This is a genomic window from Micromonospora sp. NBRC 107095 (genome assembly GCF_030269705.1).
GTDB lineage: Bacteria > Actinomycetota > Actinomycetes > Mycobacteriales > Micromonosporaceae > Micromonospora > Micromonospora parva.
Genome location: NZ_BSTU01000006.1, coordinates 173,096 through 190,246, shown reverse-complemented (window position 1 = coordinate 190,246; position 17,151 = coordinate 173,096). Strand labels below are relative to the sequence as shown.

The 17,151-nt window shown below is 71.4% G+C and carries 15 protein-coding genes; 12 read left to right on the top strand and 3 right to left on the bottom strand.

Annotation, left to right across the window (positions count from 1 at the left end; genetic code table 11):
• Nucleotides 1–36 precede the first annotated feature (36 nt).
• From QSK15_RS26585 to QSK15_RS26575, 3 genes are all read left to right on the top strand, one after another.
• Complete coding sequence (locus tag QSK15_RS26585) at nt 37–1,053, top strand: coiled-coil domain-containing protein (protein ID WP_285796836.1); 1,017 nt, start codon at nt 37–39, stop codon at nt 1,051–1,053.
• Nucleotides 1,054–1,089: 36 nt separating this feature from the next.
• Nucleotides 1,090–2,652, top strand: coding sequence for a fused MFS/spermidine synthase (locus QSK15_RS26580; protein ID WP_285796835.1), 1,563 nt, complete (start codon nt 1,090–1,092; stop codon nt 2,650–2,652).
• Between the two features lie 70 nt (nt 2,653–2,722).
• Nucleotides 2,723–4,366, top strand: a complete 1,644-nt coding sequence (locus QSK15_RS26575; protein ID WP_285796834.1) for a serine/threonine-protein kinase — start codon at nt 2,723–2,725, stop codon at nt 4,364–4,366.
• 60 nt (nt 4,367–4,426) lie between these two features.
• Here QSK15_RS26575 and QSK15_RS26570 read toward each other — a convergent pair whose 3' ends face one another.
• On the bottom strand, nt 4,427–5,089 hold the full coding sequence (locus tag QSK15_RS26570) for a potassium channel family protein (RefSeq protein WP_285796833.1): 663 nt from the start codon (nt 5,087–5,089) through the stop codon (nt 4,427–4,429).
• A 57-nt stretch (nt 5,090–5,146) separates the two neighbouring features.
• Nucleotides 5,147–6,481: a TrkH family potassium uptake protein gene (locus QSK15_RS26565; protein ID WP_285796832.1), complete on the bottom strand. Its 1,335-nt coding sequence runs from the start codon at nt 6,479–6,481 to the stop codon at nt 5,147–5,149.
• A gap of 340 nt (nt 6,482–6,821) precedes the next feature.
• Between QSK15_RS26565 and QSK15_RS26560 the strand changes: the two genes are divergently transcribed.
• From QSK15_RS26560 to QSK15_RS26525, 8 genes are all read left to right on the top strand, one after another.
• Entirely contained in the window at nt 6,822–8,021 is a 1,200-nt protein-coding gene (locus QSK15_RS26560) for a substrate-binding domain-containing protein (RefSeq protein ID WP_285796831.1), read from the top strand.
• A gap of 3 nt (nt 8,022–8,024) precedes the next feature.
• Nucleotides 8,025–8,768 carry an ABC transporter ATP-binding protein gene (locus tag QSK15_RS26555; protein WP_124770928.1) on the top strand — a complete coding sequence of 248 codons (744 nt, stop codon included), beginning with the start codon at nt 8,025–8,027 and terminating at the stop codon, nt 8,766–8,768.
• Nucleotides 8,768–9,550 carry an ABC transporter ATP-binding protein gene (locus QSK15_RS26550; RefSeq protein WP_285796830.1) on the top strand — a complete coding sequence of 261 codons (783 nt, stop codon included), beginning with the start codon at nt 8,768–8,770 and terminating at the stop codon, nt 9,548–9,550. Before QSK15_RS26555 ends, QSK15_RS26550 begins: the two co-directional genes overlap by 1 nt.
• Entirely contained in the window at nt 9,550–10,440 is an 891-nt protein-coding gene (locus QSK15_RS26545; protein ID WP_210859659.1) for a branched-chain amino acid ABC transporter permease, read from the top strand. Before QSK15_RS26550 ends, QSK15_RS26545 begins: the two co-directional genes overlap by 1 nt.
• Nucleotides 10,437–11,540, top strand: coding sequence for a branched-chain amino acid ABC transporter permease (locus QSK15_RS26540; protein WP_285796829.1), 1,104 nt, complete (start codon nt 10,437–10,439; stop codon nt 11,538–11,540). The genes QSK15_RS26545 and QSK15_RS26540 overlap by 4 nt, the downstream gene beginning before the upstream one ends.
• Nucleotides 11,541–11,662: 122 nt before the next feature.
• A complete protein-coding gene (locus tag QSK15_RS26535; protein ID WP_285796828.1) occupies nt 11,663–12,409 on the top strand; it encodes an SDR family NAD(P)-dependent oxidoreductase in 747 nt (248 codons plus the stop codon).
• Between the two features lie 110 nt (nt 12,410–12,519).
• Nucleotides 12,520–14,652 carry a RecQ family ATP-dependent DNA helicase gene (locus QSK15_RS26530; protein WP_285796827.1) on the top strand — a complete coding sequence of 711 codons (2,133 nt, stop codon included), beginning with the start codon at nt 12,520–12,522 and terminating at the stop codon, nt 14,650–14,652.
• Nucleotides 14,653–14,912: 260 nt separating this feature from the next.
• Nucleotides 14,913–15,893 (top strand): DUF8832 domain-containing protein, encoded by a 981-nt coding sequence (locus QSK15_RS26525; RefSeq protein WP_502889652.1) that lies wholly within the window; start codon nt 14,913–14,915, stop codon nt 15,891–15,893.
• 142 nt (nt 15,894–16,035) lie between these two features.
• On the opposite strand, the gene QSK15_RS26520 is transcribed toward QSK15_RS26525, so the two are convergent.
• Nucleotides 16,036–16,452: a helix-turn-helix domain-containing protein gene (locus QSK15_RS26520; RefSeq protein WP_030329791.1), complete on the bottom strand. Its 417-nt coding sequence runs from the start codon at nt 16,450–16,452 to the stop codon at nt 16,036–16,038.
• Between the two features lie 246 nt (nt 16,453–16,698).
• Between QSK15_RS26520 and QSK15_RS26515 the strand changes: the two genes are divergently transcribed.
• Entirely contained in the window at nt 16,699–17,139 is a 441-nt protein-coding gene (locus QSK15_RS26515) for a hypothetical protein (protein WP_285796826.1), read from the top strand.
• The last annotated feature ends 12 nt before the right edge of the window (nt 17,140–17,151 follow it).

The following is a 17,151-nucleotide window of genomic DNA, read 5'->3' as shown; positions in this document are numbered from 1 at the left end:
CAATCGGGGGCCGGCGGTCTACGGAAGGACGCTTTCGTGCCCAGGACCAGGCTCAGCCCGCGGCTCGGTCGCCGCGCTCTGTTCGCCCTGCTCGCCGCCGTCGCGCTGGTGCTCGGCGGTGCCGTTGCGCCCGCGTACGCGGAGCCTGGCGAGGGCGGCAGCAAGAAGCTGCAGGACGCGCTGGAGCTGACCGCCCGGGGGCACATCGAGGCGAAGGCCAAACTGGACAATTCCAAGCGTCGCCAGACGGCGCTGACCGGCGAGCTGACGACGCTGGAGGGTCGGCTGGTCGGGCTCAGCGCGCAGGTGGGTGAGGTGGCCGCCCAGTCGTACCGGGTGGGTCGGCTGAGCGCGGTCTCGATGCTGCTGAACACCGCCACGCCGGAGGCGTTCCTGCAACGCGCCGGTGACCTCGACCTGATGGCCCAGCGGGACAGCAAGCGGCTGCGTGACCTCACCGAGGCCCGGCAGCAGGCGCAGCAGGCCAAGGTCGCCATCGACGCCGAGGTCCGCGAGCAGCAGAAGCAGCTCGCCGTGATGGCGAAGAAGAAGAAGGAAGCCGAGGAGGCGCTGGCGGAGGTCAGCTCCGGCGGCAGCAACGGTTTCAGCGGTGGCAGCTCCGCCTCGGCGAAGCCCGCGCCGCGTAACTCCGACGGGTCGTGGCCGCCGGAGTCCTGCTCGGTGAAGGACCCGACCACCTCCGGGTGCATCACTCCGCGCACCCTCAACGCGCTCAAGCAGACCCAGGCGGCCGGCTACAAGCGGCACGTCTCCTGCAAGCGCAGCGGCGGCAGCGGCGAGCACCCGAAGGGCAGGGCCTGCGACTTCTCGGCCGCCACGAACGGCTTCGAGGACAAGAACGCGACCGGCGGCGACAAGGCGTACGGGGACAGCCTGGCCGCCTGGCACGTGCGCAACGCCGACCGGCTGGGCGTGCTCTACGTGATCTGGTATCGGCAGATCTGGCATCCCGGCACCGGGTGGCGTTCGTACAGTGGCAGCGGCTCACCGGCGGCGTCCCACACGAACCATGTTCATCTCTCGATGTACTGACCCGAAGCACCAGCTTCGCTGCGTACCATCGCGACGATGAGCTCCCCACCGTCCGACGTAGCGGCCCTGCCAGCACACCCGGCCCCGCCCGTGCCGACAACCGGCCGGGCGCTGCCCAACGGCCTGGCCGCCTTCCTGGTCTTCTTCTCCAGCGGTGCCGTGCTGGTGCTGGAGACCGTCGCGCTGCGCCTGGTCGGCCCGTACGTCGGGGTGACCCTTCAGGTGACCAGCTCGGTGATCGGCATCGCGTTGGCAGCGATCGCCTACGGGGCGTGGTCCGGCGGCTGGCTTGCCGACCGGCGCAACCCGCGAGGTCTGCTGGCGCCGGCGTTGGTGCTGGCCGGCATCGCCACAGCTGTCACCCTGCCCGTCGTCCGGTACGCCGGTGAGGTGCTGCGCGGTGGTGCGGCCAGCGGCATCCTGCTGCTCGTCGCGCTGGCGGTGTTCGTGCCAGCCGCGTTGCTGGCCGCGGTCACCCCGTTGGTGGTGAAACTCCAGCTCGCCGACCTGCGCCGCACCGGCCAGGTGGTCGGTCGGCTCTCCGGGATCGGCACCCTGGGCGGCATCACCGCAACCCTGCTCACCGGGTTCGTGCTGGTCGCCGCCCTACCCAGCACCGTCATCCTGCTGGCCCTGGCGCTCGCGCTCGGGCTGGTCGGCATCGGCCTCGGCTGGTACCTGCGCCGCCAGGAGCCCACCGAGCTGCCCGGTCCGGCCCGGGCCCGGGCCGCGCTGGCCGTGCTCGGCCTGGTCGGGGCGGGGCTGAGCACCGTGGCACCCAACCCGTGCGACATCGAGACGGCGTACCACTGCGCCCGGGTCACCTCGGACCCGGCCCGGCCCAGCGGGCGGACGTTGCTGCTCAACTCCGCCCAGCACTCGTACGTGGACCTCGCCGACCCGAAACACCTGGAGTACGCGTACACGAAGTGGATCGGCGCGGTCGCCGACGTCGCCGCGCCGGCCGGTCAGCGCCTCGACGCGCTGCACCTGGGCGGCGGTGGCTTCACCGTGCCCCGCTACCTGACCGCCACCCGGCCGGGTACCGACAACCTGGTGTTCGAGATCGACGGCGGGCTGGTCGAGCTGGGTGAGCAGGAACTGGGCGTACGGCCGGGGCCGCAGCTGCGGGCGGTGGTGGGTGACGCCCGGATGCTGGTCGCCGGCGAGCCGACCGACAGTCGTGACCTGGTGGTCGGTGACGCCTTCGGGCACCTGGTGGTGCCCTGGCACCTGGCCACCCGGGAGATGGCCGCCGACGTCCGGCGGGTGACCCGCCCCGGCGGCGTGTACGTGCAGAACGTCATCGACTACCCGCCGCTGCGGTTCATCCGCGCCGAGCTGGCCACGGTGGCCGCCGAGTTCCGGCACGTCGCGTTGATCGCGCCGCCGGAGGCGCTCGCCGAGGAGCAGGGCGCGAACTTCCTCATCGTCGGCTCCGACGCGCCGCTGCCGCTGGAGGGCGTCCGGGCCCGGTTGGACGAGGTGGACCAAAAGGTCAGCCTGCTCAGTGGCGCGGCGCTGACGGACTTCGTCGGTAGCGCGATGGTGTTGACCGACGACTACGCCCCGGTGGACCAACTGCTGGCCACCGCCTGAACGGGTGACATCCTGACCGATTCCGATCGCCCAGGTGTAGGTGGGGCGTTCCTGGGCAACAACGCTCACCATGGGTGGTGGGGACCGGAACGGCGCGCAGCTGCTCGATGAGCGGTACCGGCTGATCGAGCAGCTCGGCGCGGGCGGGATGTCGGTGGTCTGGCGTGGCTACGACGAGGTGCTCGGCCGTCAGGTCGCGGTGAAGGTGCTGGCCTCCCGGCTGGCCAGCGACCGGGCGTTCCGCCACCGCATCCGGATCGAGGCGCAGGCCGCCGCGCGGCTCTGTCACCCCAACATCACCAACGTGTACGACTACGGCGAGTCCGAGCAGGTCGGGCTGACCGTGCCGTACGTGGTGATGGAGCTGGTCGACGGCGGTTCGTTGGCCAGCCGGTTGGGCCGGGAGAGCCGGCTGCCGTGGCGGGAGGCGGTGACCATCGGCGCCGAGGTCAGCTCGGCGCTGGCCACCGCGCACGCCCGCGGTGTGGTGCACCGCGACGTCACCCCGGGCAACGTCATGCTCACCTCGACCGGGGTGAAGGTGGTCGACTTCGGCATCTCCGCGCTGGTCGGGGAGAGCGAGAAGGGCCCGGACGGCGCGCTGTTGGGCACTCCCGCGTACCTCGCCCCGGAACGGCTGGACAACGGCCAGGTCTCCCCGGCCACCGACGTGTACGCCGTGGGGCTGCTGCTCTACCGGATGCTCACTGGCCGGCTGCCGTGGCAGGCCAGCACCACCACCCAGATGCTGCGCGCCCACATGTACAACGACCCGGACCCGATGCCCCCGGTGCCGGGACTGCCGGACGAGGTGACCGACCTGGTCCGGCGGTGCCTGGCCAAGCAGCCCGGTGACCGCCCGCCGACCGCCGAGCTGGCCCGGACCCTCGCCGAGTCGGCCGGGATGCTGGCGGCGGTGCCGGTCTCGCCGGCCGCCGGAACGGTGGACCCGGAGACGCTGGCCAGCGCGGGGACCACGATCCTGCCCTGGTCCGCGGCGACCGACGCGTTGCCGTTGTCGCGGACCCGCAACCGGGCCCGGCGGGGGCAGCGGCGTCGTCGGCGGGTGGAGGCCGGGGTGGCCGCCGTCGGGCTGATCGCGGTCACCGGGGCGATGTGGGGGTTCACCTCGCGCAGCCCGGCCAGTGGTGAGGACCGGCCGACCACCGAGGCGCGGATGGGTCTGCCGACGACGGTGCCCTGCGAAGTGGCGTACGCGCTGCGCAGCGACTCCGGCAAGGACTTCGCCGCCGAGCTGATCCTGACCAACAGTGGCAAGCAGGAGTTGCGGGACTGGACGATGAGCTTCACGTTCCCCGGCCAGCAGACGGTGACGAAGGCGGATCCGACGCCGGTGCAGCAGCAGGGGAGGACCGTGCTGATCCGGCCGGCCGCGCAGCGCACCACCCTGGCGCCCGGCGCGGCCGAGAAGCTCACCCTCACCGGGAAGTACACCGGCGCGAATCCGCTGCCTGTCGAGTTCCGGCTCGGTGACGCGACCTGTGGGGTGCGTGTCTCCGGGGTGGCCGGCAGCATGCCCGCCGCCGTCGCGCCGACCAAGGCGGCCACCACTGCGAAGGCCCCGCCGAAGAAGACGACGGCACGCAGCGGTGGCGGTTCGGGCGGCGGTGCGACGAAGGCGAAGCCGCCGAAGGCTCCCGCGAAGCCGGGCAAGGGGAAGGGACCGGGCGGGGGTGGTCCGGGAAAAGGCTGAAGGACCCCGGTGGCCACGGGGTGAAGGGCCCCAAGGGCCACGGCCGCGACACCTGACCGGTCAGCGCAGGCCCGCGAACCGCTGCACCTGGTCGATCCCGCCCTCGACGATGAGCACCCCGCCCTGGGGAAGCGCGGTGTCGTCGGAGGTGTACCGGAAGCGCTCGCCCGGCAGCTTGGCGCCGACCACGCGTACCCCGTAGCGCTCCTCAGGTCTCAGGTCGATCAGGGTGCGTCCGACCAGGGATTCGGGCACCCGGACGGTGGCGATCGCGAAGTCGTCGTCGAATTCGATGAAGTCGAGCAATCGGCTCACGATCAGGTGGGCGACCCGGTCCCCGGTCTCGGCCTCCGGGAAGATCACGTGGTGCGCGCCCACCGACGCCAGGATCTTGGCGTGCTTCTGCGAGGTGGCTCGGGCCCAGATCTGCGGCACACCCAGCTCGACCAGTGCCAACACGGTGAGCACACTCGCCTCCACCGAGGCCCCGATGGCCACCACGGCCCGTCCGAAACCGGTGATGCCCAGTTGCCGCAGCGCACCGTCCTCGGTCGAGTCGGCCTGAACCACCCGGTCGAGCTGCGCCGACCAGCGCTGTACCTTCTCCGGGCTGCGGTCGATGGCCAACACCTCACGGTTCATCCGGCTCAGCGACCCGGCCAGGTGGCAACCGAACCGACCCAACCCGATCACCACGATGCCGCCGTTGTCCGCCTGTCTCATCGACGGCCCTCCTCGCTGCTAGGGCCTTTTTCAGAACCCGCTCTTATGAAACAAGCCCTAGCCGACAATTGGTTGCTCCTGTGGATAGCGGTAGAGCCGGCGTCGGGTGTTCAGGGCGATCGCCGACCCCAGGGTGAGCGTCCCGACCCGGCCGATGAACATCAGTACGGTCAGCACCAGTTGGCCGCCGGTCGGCAGGTCGGCCGCCAGACCGGTGGTCAGGCCGGTGGTGCTGAACGCCGAGGTGATCTCGAACAGGGCCGAGACGAAGCGGGTGCCCTCGGTGAGCAGCAGCAACAGCATGGTTCCGGCCGTCACCAACGCGACGCTGAGCAGCGCCACCGTGACCGCCTGCCGTTGGCTTGCGGTGGCCACCCGCCGGTGCCCGATCGTCACGTCGGGCTCCCCCCGCAGTTCCGCCCAGATGGTGAACGCGAGCAGGAAGAACGTGGAGACCTTGATGCCTCCGGCCGTGCTGGCGCTGCCGCCGCCGATGAACATCAACACGATCAGCAGGGGGTAGCTCTCCTCCTGGAGGGCGGCGATGTCCAGGACGCTGAAGCCACCGGTGCGACTCAGTGCGATCTGGGAGAACGACGCGAGGATCTTGCCCGGTACGTCGTACTGGCCGATCGTGTCCGTGTTGGTCCACTCGGCGGCGAGCAGACCCATGAAGCCGACCAGCAGCAGCACCACGCTGCCCCAGATGGTCAACTTCGTCGCCACCGCCCAGCGCGTCGGCTGCCGCCACTCGCGGACCGCCTCGAACAGCGCGGGAAACCCGAGCCCGCCGACGATCGCCCCGAGCGCCAGGGGCAGCGACACCCACGGGTCACGGCTGAAGGCCAGCAGGCCGTCGGTGTAGAGCGCGAAGCCACCGTTGTTGAACGCCTGCACGGCGTGGAAGACACCCGACCAGAGGGCCTGCCCGAACGAGTAGTCGTAGGCCAGCCAGAGCCGACCGGTGACCAGCACGGTCATCACCGCCTCGCAGGCGAAGACGGTCAGCGCGATCCGGCGGAGCAACCGGCCCACCTCGGCGATGCCGAACTCCGCCGTCTCGGCCTGCACCAGCAGCCGGTTGCGCAGCCCGAGCTGACGGGAGACCACCAGGATGACCAGCGCCGCGACGGTGAGGATGCCGAGGCCGCCGAGCTGGGTGAGCAGGGTGATCACCACCAGTCCCCAGCCGGACCAGTAGTTCGGCGTGTCGGTGATCGCCATACCGGTGACCGACACGGCCGAGGTGGCGGTGAAGAGCGCGGTGACCACTGGTGCGTGCTGGTGCTCGACGGTTGCCCAGCGGGCCATGAGCAACCCGGTCCCGAACAGGATCGGCACCAGGAACGCGAACGGCACCAGCCGCACGGGGTTGCGGAGAAACCGGCGCACCAGACAATCTTCCTGTCCGCCCACCGCTCTGGAGCGGGAACGGGCATTCCGGAGATTCACCTGCCCCCGCCGACGCTGCCCGCCCGGCGCGGACCACGACGGGCCCGGCGGCGGCCGAATGGGGCGAATGGCGCGGGGCGACACACGGCTCGGGTGGTCCGTGGAGGTTCGGGCCATCGAGAACGTGGACTGCCGGCTGGTAGTGCGGGCCGTTGTAACCCTCGGCCACCTCATTCCTGTTACTTGTGTGTTTCCGCCACATAGCTCGTGGGTGACGTCACTTCTAGCGTGAGCCGTCACAAAGAAGTTCTCTCCCTCCGAGTCCTCATGTGGAGTCGCAATGACGGTCCGGACGACGCGGCGGGTGTTCCTCTCCGCCGCCACGATGATGGCCGCGGCGTTGGCCGCCACGGCCTGTGGTAGCCCGCAGGACACCGCCACCGGCGGCGGCGACAGTGCCGCGCCGGTCAAGGTCGGCCTGGTGTACTCCCAGTCGGGTGCCCTGGCCAGCTACGGAAAGCAGTACATCGAGGGGTTCAAGGCGGGGCTGGACTTCGCCACCGACGGCACCGGCAAGGTCGGTGACCGGAAGATCGAGCTGACCGAGGTGGACGACGCGGGCGACCCGGCCAAGGCGGTCTCCGCGGCGAAGGACCTGATCGGTAAGGGCACGAAGATCATCGCCGGTTCCACCGCTTCCGGCGTGGCGCTCCAGGTCGCGCCGATCGCGGCGCAGAACAAGGTCCTGTTCATCTCCGGCCCGGCCGCCACCGACGCCGTGACCGGCGCGAACAAGTACACGTTCCGCTCCGGCCGGCAGTCCTACCAGGACGTGGTGACCGCCAAGTCGTTCATCGGCGACCCGACCGGCAAGAAGGTGGTGGTCTTCGCCCAGGACGGCGCGTTCGGCGACGCCAACGAGGCCGCCGTCAAGGCCGTCATCGGTAGCGCCGGTGCCACCGTGAGCAGCGTCCGGGCCCCGGCCAGCGCCACCGAGTTCACCCCGTTCGCCAGCCAGATCAAGGCGGCCAAGCCGGACCTGCTCTTCGTCGCCTGGGCCGGCACCACCGCCCCGGCCATGTGGCAGACCCTCGACCAGCAGGGCGTGCTCTCGTCCACCACCGTCGTCACCGGCCTGGACATCCGCGCCTCCTGGCCGACCTTCGGCGCCGCCGGCGCGAAGATCTCCTTCCTGTCGCACTACTTCGACGGCGCCAGCGACACCGAGGCCAGCAAGGCGCTCAAGGCCAAGGTGAACACCATCGACCTGTTCCACCCGGACGGCTTCGCCGCCGCCCAGATGGTGGTCCGCGCGGCGCAGGAGGGCGGGGACGACGTCGACAAGATGGTCACCGCGCTGGAGGGCTGGAGCTTCGACGGGGTCAAGGGCAAGATGACCATCCGCGCCGCCGACCACGCCCTGCTCCAGCCGATGTTCCAGGCCAAGCTCACCGGCAGCGGCACCGACTTCACGGCGACCGCGCAGAAGAGCCTCACCGGTGACGAGTCGGCGCCGCCGGCCGTGGCGATGAAGGGCTGACCCATGCTCGCCACCCGCGGTCTGACCTGGCGGATCGGTGAGGTCGCCATCGTCGACAGCGTCTACCTCGACCTGGCGCCCGGGGAGTTCCTGGGCGTGATCGGGCCGAACGGCGCCGGCAAGACCTCACTGTTCAACTTGATCACCGGCCTGCGTCGGGCCACGGAGGGCCGGATCACCCTGGACGGGCAGGACATCGGCGCGCTCGCGCCGCACCGGCGGGCCCGCCTCGGTCTGGGCCGTACCTTCCAGGCGTCCTCGGTCTTCGGCTCGCTGAGCGTGCGGGAGAACGTCCGGCTCGCCGTGCAGGCGCACCGCGGGGGTTCGATGGCACTGTGGCGGCGGGCGGCGGCCGACCGGGAGGTCGCCGCCGCCGCCGACGCGGCGCTCGACCGGGTCGGCCTCGCCCACCGGGGTACGGCCCTCGCCGGCACCCTGGCCCACGGTGAGAAGCGCAAGTTGGAGATCGCCCTGCTGCTCGCCGGTGAACCGCGGGTGATGTTGCTGGACGAGCCGATGGCCGGGGTCAGCGCAGAGGACGTGCCCGAGCTGGTCGCCGTCATCAAGTCGTTGACTGGCGACGGCGGCCGGGCGGTGCTGATGGTCGAGCACCACATGGACGTCATCCTGGAGTTGGCCGACCGCATCGCCGTCATGCACCACGGCGCGCTGCTGGCCTGCGACACCCCGGAGACGGTGATGGCCAACCCCACAGTGCAAGAGGCCTACCTGGGGGAGTCGCTCTAATGATGGAACCGATTCTCAGTGTGGAGGACCTGTCGGTCCGGATCTCCGGGCTGCACATCCTCCAGGGGGTGTCCTTCACCGTCGCCCCGACCGGCGTGACAGTCCTGCTCGGCCGCAACGGCGTCGGCAAGACCACCACGCTGCGCGCGATCGTCGGTCTCACCCCACCCGCCGGGGAGGTGCGCGGCACCATCCGGATGGGTGCGCAGAGCCTGCTGGCCCGCCCCACGCACCGGCTGGTCCGCGGTGGGCTCGGCTACGTGCCCGAGGACCGCTGCGTGTTCGCCGGCCTCACCGTGGCCGAGAACCTGCGGCTCGCCGAGCGGCGTGGCACCACCCCGGCGTACGACAAGGTTTTCGCGCTCTTCCCGGAGCTGGACCGGCGCGGACGGCAACGGGCCGGTTCGCTCTCCGGCGGGCAGCAGCAGATGCTCGCCATCGGCCGGGTGCTGCTCAACGACAACCGGCTGCTGCTCGTCGACGAGCCGACCAAGGGGTTGGCCCCGAAGGTGGTGACCGAGGTGGCCGAGGTGTTGGAACGGGTCGCGGAGTCGGTGCCGGTGCTGCTCGTCGAGCAGAACCTGGCAGTGGTCCGTCGACTGGCCCGCGCCGCGGTGGTGTTGGCCGCCGGCAAGGTCGCCTGGACCGGCGACGCCCATGAGCTGCTGTTGGAGACCGCGTTGACGAAGTCGCTGCTCGGTGTCGGCTCGGCGGAGGTGTCCGCGCCGAGCGCGAGGAGTGAGCTTGCGAGCCCCGCAGTCGCGAGGAAGGACCAGCTCTGATGGGGACCGTGATCCTGTTGACGTTGACCGGGCTGGGCCTGGCGGCGCTGTACTTCCTGGTCGCCTCCGGTCTGTCCCTGGTCTTCGGCCTGGCCGACGTGCTGAACTTCGCGCACGGGCTGTTCCTCGGTGTGGGCGCGTACGGCACCTGGTGGGCGGCGGGCAACCTGCCGGGCGCCGGCCCGGACGGGTTCGGCTTCGTGTTCGCTGTCGCCTTCGGAGTGGCCGCCGGCACGCTGGTGGCGATCCTGGTCGAGCTGGTGCTGATCCGCCCGTTGTACTCCCGCACCATCGAGCAGGTGCTGGTCACCGTCGGCCTGTCCCTGGCCGGGGTGGCGTTGTTGCAGGCCACCTGGGGTGCCGACGCCCGGCCGTTCCCACGTCCGGACTGGACCCGGCAGGTGACCGGGATCCTCGGCGCGCAGGTGCCCAACGGCGGCCTGCTGCTGATCATCGCGGCGGTGCTGGTGCTCGGCGCGATCCTGGCGTTCCTGCGCTGGACCCGGTACGGCCTGGTGATCCGGGCCGGGGTGGAGAACCGGGAGATGGTGACCGCGCTCGGCATCGACGTCCGCAAGGCGTTCACCCTGGTCTTCGCGATCGGTGGGGCGGCGGCCGCGCTCGCCGGCGCGCTCGGCGGGGTCTACTTCGGCACCGTCTCGCCCGGACAGGGCGGCTCACTGCTGATCTTCGCGTTCATCGTGGTGGTGATCGGCGGGATGGGCTCGGTGGTCGGTTCCGCGTACGCGGCGGTCGTGGTCGGGCTGGTGCAGCAGTTCGTCAACTACTACGGCACGTCCGGGCTGGGCGACATCTGCGTGGTCGGGCTGCTGGCCGTCGTGCTGCTGCTCCGCCCCCAGGGCATCGCCGGAAAGGTGGCAACGGCATGACGGTGATCGACGCGCCTCGGGCGCAGGTGCCCGACGAACTGAGTCCGCAACGGGGGCGGTGGCACCGGGTCCGGCCGTTCCTGCCGCTGGTAGCGCTGGTGGTGCTGGCCATCCTGCCGTACTCGACGATCTCCCTGCCCGGGATCTTCGAAGGGCCGGTCAACTCGCCGGGCACCCTGCAACTGCTCGCCATCTGCCTGATCTTCGGCGGCTTGGCGGCTGGGTACGACCTGCTCTTCGGCCGCACCGGGATGCTCTCGTTCGGGCACGCGCTCTACTTCGCGGCCGGCGTCTACGGCACCGACATCCTGGTCACCCGGGCCGGGCTGCCGCTGTGGCAGGCGGCGCTGCTGACGATCACCGGCGGTACCATCCTCGCCGCGCTGCTCGGCGCGGTGGCGCTGCGGACCGTGGGCATCGCGTTCGCCATGGTCACCCTCGCGTTCGCCCAGGTCGGGGCGATCCTGGTGGCCCGCGACTTCGGTGGGCTGACCGGCGGCGAGGAAGGCCTGCCGCTGGACGTGTCCGGGTTGCCCGCCGGGCTGGTGGGGGTGACCAACACGGTCAACCTCTACTGGCTGGCACTGGCGTACCTGACGCTCGTGGTTTTCGTGGTGCACCGGGTGAGCGGGTCGCCGACCGGGCGGGTGCTCGCCGGGCTGCGCGACGACGAGCGGCGGATCGGCGTGCTCGGGCTGGATCCGTACCGCTACAAGCTGGTGGCGTTCACCCTGGCCGGCGGGTTGGCGTCGGCGGGCGGGGTGGTCTACGTCCTGATCGTCGGCGGCGCGTCGCCGCACATCACGTCGTCCGAGCTGACCCTGTCGCTGCTGGTGATGGTGGTGCTCGGCGGGCCGGGCACCCGGTGGGGGCCGGTGCTCGGCGGTGTCCTCTACATGTACCTGGACCACCGGCTCACCGCGTTCGGAACCAGCGACGCGGTCGACAACCTGCCGGCGGTCCTGAGCCGCCCACTGAGCCAGCCCCTGTTCGTCCTAGGCACGGTATTCATCTTGGCCGTCTACTTCTTCCCCGGCGGCATAACCAGCCTGGCCCCCCGCCTGTCCCACCTGACCCGCGCCCTCCGCCCCCGCCCCTAACCCCCACCCCGCCCGCCCCTAACCCCCACCCCGTCGATCATGAGGTTATTGTCGCGACACGCCGCGTCGGAGGTCGCTAACTTCATGATCGACGGGGTTCTGTGGATGGGGAGGTAGCGGAGATGGACTCGCGGGTTGCGGTTGTCAGTGGGGGCGGGACCGGGATCGGAGCGGCTGTGGCGGCAGCGCTCGCCCGGGACGGGTACGACGTGTTGATCGTCGGGCGGCGGGGCGACGTGGTGGCGGATGCCGCCGCGCGGATCGCCGCGGACTGCGGTCGTCCGGACGCTGTCACCGCCGTCACCGCGGACCTGACCGACCCGGAGCAACTCGACCGGGTACTCGGAGCGGTCGGTGACCGGCCGGTCGACGTGGTGGTCAACAATGCCGGCGGCTACCTGAGCGGGGACACCGACACGTTGGCCGGGACGGCCGCGTACTGGCGGGCGAACCTGGACGCCAACGTGCTCACCGCGGTGCTGCTGACCGAGGCGCTGCGCCCGGCTCTGCGTCGACCCGGCGGGCGGGTGATCCTCATCAGCTCGATCTCCGCACAGCGGGGCGGCGGTGGGCCGTACTCGGCGGCGAAGGCGGCTCTGCACGGCTGGGCGTACGACCTGGCGGCGCAGCTCGGTCCGGAGCAGATCACCGTCAACGTGGTCAGCCCCGGCTACGTCGCCGAGACCGAGTTCTTCGGTGACCGGATGACCGCCGAGGGGCACGCGAAGCGGGTGGCGGCGACCCTGGTCGGGCGGGCCGGGCTGCCGGACGACATCGCCGAAGCGGTCCGCTATCTCGCCAGCCCGACGGCCGGTTTCGTCACGGGTCAGGTCCTGGGCGTGAACGGCGGCTCGGTCCTCGGTCGCTGACCGGGCCCCACCCCTGTTGATCAAGGGAGATGCGTCAGGATCCGGCACGGGAATGACGCAAACCTCTTGATCAACAGGGGGATGACGGACGGCGCTGGTAGAAATGCCGGGTGGAGACAGCAGAGCGGGCAGGCGTACGGGACCGGGCCGAGGCGGTGCTGCGCCGGCTGGCCGGTGACCACGCCCGGCTGCGCGAGGATCAGTGGCGCGCCATCGAGGCGCTGGTCGTCGACCGGCGACGGGTGCTGTGCGTCCAGCGGACCGGCTGGGGCAAGTCCGCTGTCTACTTCGTGGCCACCGCCCTGCTCCGGGACCGCGAGCACGGCGACCAGGCCGGGCCGACGGTCATCGTCTCGCCGCTGCTCGCGCTGATGCGTAACCAGGTCGAGGCGGCTGCTCGGGCCGGCATCCGGGCCCGCACGATCAACTCGGCGAACCTCGACGAGTGGGACGAGATCACCGCCGAGATCCAGACCGGCGCGGTGGACGTGCTGCTGATCAGCCCGGAACGGCTCAACAACCCGGACTTCCGCGACAGCGTCCTGCCGAAGTTGGCCGCCACCACCGGTCTGCTGGTGGTCGACGAGGCGCACTGCGTCTCCGACTGGGGGCACGACTTCCGGCCCGACTACCGGCGGCTGCGGACGTTCCTCGCCGAGTTGCCCGAGCGCACCCCCGTGCTGGCGACCACCGCCACCGCCAACGCCCGGGTCACCCAGGACGTGGCCGAGCAGTTGGGCGACGCCCTCATCCTGCGCGGCACGCTGGACCGCGAGTCGCTGCGCCTCGGGGTGCTCGACCTGCCCAGCCCCGCACACCGGCTGGCCTGGCTCGCCGACCACCTGGACCAGCTCCCCGGCTCGGGCATCATCTACACGCTGACCGTGGCGGCAGCGGGGGAGACCGCCGAGTTCCTGCGCTCGCGGGGCTACCCGGTCGCCTCCTACAGCGGGCAGTCCGACGACGCCGACCGGCGGGCCGCCGAACAGGACCTGCTCGACAACAAGATCAAGGCGTTGGTCGCCACCAGTGCCCTGGGCATGGGCTTCGACAAGCCCGACCTGGGCTTCGTCGTCCACCTCGGCGCACCACCCTCGCCCATCGCGTACTACCAGCAGGTCGGCCGCGCCGGCCGCGCCGTCGAGCACGCCGAGGTGCTGCTGCTGCCCGGCGTCGAGGACGCCGCCATCTGGCGCTACTTCGCCTCCCTGGCGTTCCCGCCGGAGCAGCAGGTCCGCGCCGTGCTGGCCGCCCTGCACACCGACCGTCCGCTCTCCACCCAGGCCCTCGAACCCCTCGTCGACCTGCGCCGGGCCCGGCTGGAGCTGATGCTCAAGGTGCTCGACGTGGACGGCGCGGTCCGCCGGGTGCGCGGTGGTTGGCTCGCCACCGGCGAGCCGTGGGTCTACGACGAGGCCCGGTTGCGCCGCGTCGCCGAGGCACGCACCGTCGAGCAACAGGCCATGCGGGAGTACGCGACCACGTCCGACTGCCGGATGCGGTATCTACGGGAACGCCTGGACGACACCGGGGCGGCCGACTGCGGCCGGTGCGACAGGTGCGCCGACCCCCTCTTCGCCGCCGACGTGTCGACGGCCGCGCTCGCCGCCGCGCAGACCTTCCTGGGCCGCCCCGGTGTGGAGATCGCCCCGAAGAAGCTGTGGCCGACCGGGCTCGACGCGGTCGGCGTACCCCTCAAGGGCCGGATCGCCCCCGCCGAGCAGGCGCTGCCGGGCCGGGCCGTCGGGCGCCTCTCCGACCTGGGCTGGGGTGGTCGGCTGCGTGAGCTCGTCGGCCCGGACGCACCGGACACGCCGGTGCCCGACGACGTCGCCGGCGCGGTCGTGGAGGTGCTGAAGGCGTGGGCGCACGGCGACGACCCGTGGCCCCGCCGGCCGGTGGCGGTGGTGGCCGTCGGTTCCCGACGGCGGCCCCGGCTGCTCGGCTCACTCGCCGAACGGATCGCCACCGTTGGCCGGCTGCCGCTGCTCGGCGAGGTCACCACGGCAGGCCCCAGCGGCCCGTCCGGGCCGCGCGGCAACAGCGCCCAACGGGTACGCGCGCTGCACGACACCTTCACCGTGCCCACCGACCTGGCCGACGCGCTGGCCGGGCTGGACGGCCCGGTGCTGCTCGTCGACGACCTGATCGACTCGGGTTGGACGATGACGCTGGTGGCCCGTGCGCTGCGCCGGGCCGGTGCGACCGACGTGCTCCCGCTCGCCCTCGCCGTGGCCGGCTGACCCCGCTGCCGCTGCCGCTGCCGCTGCTGCCGTTACCGGTGACGGCCAGGCGGTGCCGCGGGGTCGATGGTGCAGCTCCGCTCGGTCGGCGGAAAGTTCCCGGGTGCCGGTGAATGCGACAGTCGCCACGCCGTCCGGGCGTCGGCCTGGACCTGCCGGCGGCGGCGGTAACGTGGGCAGCATGACCGACCAGCAGCCCGTCACCCGCGGCGTCGACGCCGTCATTGACGTGACCGCCGGCCACCCGCTGGGCGCTGGCGGTGCCTGAACAGCTCTCCGCGGTGCCGGTCCCGGACCAGGCGGCTGCGGCTCCGGTCGTCGACGAGGTTCCCGCCGGGCCGGACCGGAGCACTCTCCGGCTGGCGCTGGTGGTTGGCGGGCTGGTGCTCGCGGTGCTGCTCGGTTTCGGCCTCGGCCGGCTCAACGCAACCGGCGCCGCCACCGGCAGCCCTTCGCTGGCGGCCGAGCACACCGATCCGCCGGGCGTCGCGCCGCACAACCACGGCTCCGCCACAGCCGCCGATCAGGGCGCGGCCATCGAGGCGGGTGGTCTGGCAGTCGGCTCGGCCGGGCTCACCCTGGCGCCCCTGGGCACCGAGTTCGCGGCGGGCCGCGCCGGTCAACTGCGCTTCCAGGTGCACGACGCGCAGCGCCGGCCGGTCACCCGGTTCGCCATCGTGCACGACAAGCCGATGCACCTCATCGTCGTCCGGCGGGATCTGACCGGTTACCAGCACCTGCACCCGACGATGGCGGCGGACGGCACCTGGTCGGTGCCGTTGACCCTCCCGCAGCCCGGGGTCTGGCGCGCGTACGCCGACTTCACCGTCGTTGCCGACGACGGCACGCAGACCGCGGTGACCCTCGGCACGGACCTGGTCGCGCCCGGCGACTACCGACCCCGTCCACTGCCGGAGCCGGCCACCTCGACGACGGTGGACGACTTCACCGTGGGCTTCCAGGGCACCCCGCAGCCCGGGACGACAGTGCCGCTGACCTTCCGGGTCGACGGTGCCGGTGGTGCCGCCGCGCTGCAGCGATACCTCGGGGCGTACGGGCACCTGGTGGCGTTGCGCGAGGGTGATCTCGGCTATCTGCACGTGCACCCGGAGACCGAGCTGGTGGACGGTCAGATCAAGTTCTGGCTGACCGTTCCCGGCCCGGGCCGCTACCGCCTCTACCTCGACTTCCAGGTGAACGCCAAGGTCCAAACCGCCGAATTCACCCTAACCACCCCCTAACCACCCCCTAACCACCCCTAACCGCCCCCCGGCGCTCTCGGTGTTGATCATGAAGTTATTGCCTCCCGGCGCGGCGTGTCGTGGCAATAACTTCATGATCAACGGCGCTGGAGGGCCGGGGTGAGCGCTGGGGCGGTGTGGGTTAGCCGGCTCGGCGGATGGGGCGGCGGGCCAGGTAGCGGAGCAGGTCGCGGATGTGGTGCTTCTCCTCGGCGGGGACCGTCGGGTCGGCCAGCCGGTCGAGGATGGCCCGGACGTCGGCCTCGACCGGGCCGTCGTCGTGGCGTCGGCGGGGTGCGGGGCCGGCGTCCGGCAGCCCGAGTGCGCGGAACGCGGCGGCGACCGGCAGATCCAGGGCGGCGCAGAATCCGCGCACCTTGGCCAACTCGGGATAGTCCTGCCAGTCACCGGCCAGCCAGCGGAACACTGTGGAGCGCCCCACGCCCGTGTGCGAGGCAAGATCAGTCACGGTCCAGCCGCGTTCGTCACGAGCGTCATCGATAGCGCGCCGGACGAAGCGGGCGAAGGCCATCTGCGGTGATACCTCGGCTGATCCCATCCCTGTGTGTCTTCCCCTCCCACCGGAGCACCGGGACGATGCGCCTTCCGAGGGTAGTACGCCCACAGCCGGAAACAATTGACTGACCGCACAAACTGTCCCGTGGATGAGACTTTTCTCTGCAAATGTGTGTGCAGAACGAAAATTGCATCCGGCGATCATCATCGTTCTTCGATTAAGCTCGGTCCCCGTCCCGACAGGGCTCTCTGCCAGCCGCGTCCGACTGGACCACCGCCGAGGAGCACCATGGCCGAACCGAGTCGCCCCCAGCCGTACCAGCCTGGTGCGGTGAGCCTGTTCTTCGTCGCCAAGGCCGGCGTCTTCGCGGCCGCGTTCTGGATCTGGTTGCTGGTCCTGGTGCTCCGCACCGACTCCGCTACCGGTCTGCAGGTGCTGGCCGCCACCGGCACCATCACCACCACGCTGGTCGCGGTCCTGCTCGGTGCCCGGATGGCGTTGCAACACAACGCCGCCGTCCGGCACGCCGAGGTGAAGAAGCTGCTGGTGGACATCTCCTGGAACGCCTTCGCGGCAGCCGGCAACGCCGAGGCCGGCGGCAAGGTCGTACCGTTCCCGATCGCACCGGGCGACGGGGAGCGGGCCGCCCATCGGCCCGGCGCCGACCGGGTGTCGGTCCACGACCGTGGTGCCGGCGAGCGCAACGGTGGCCGGGACCGTCGGCGTTAGCCAGCCGGGCCT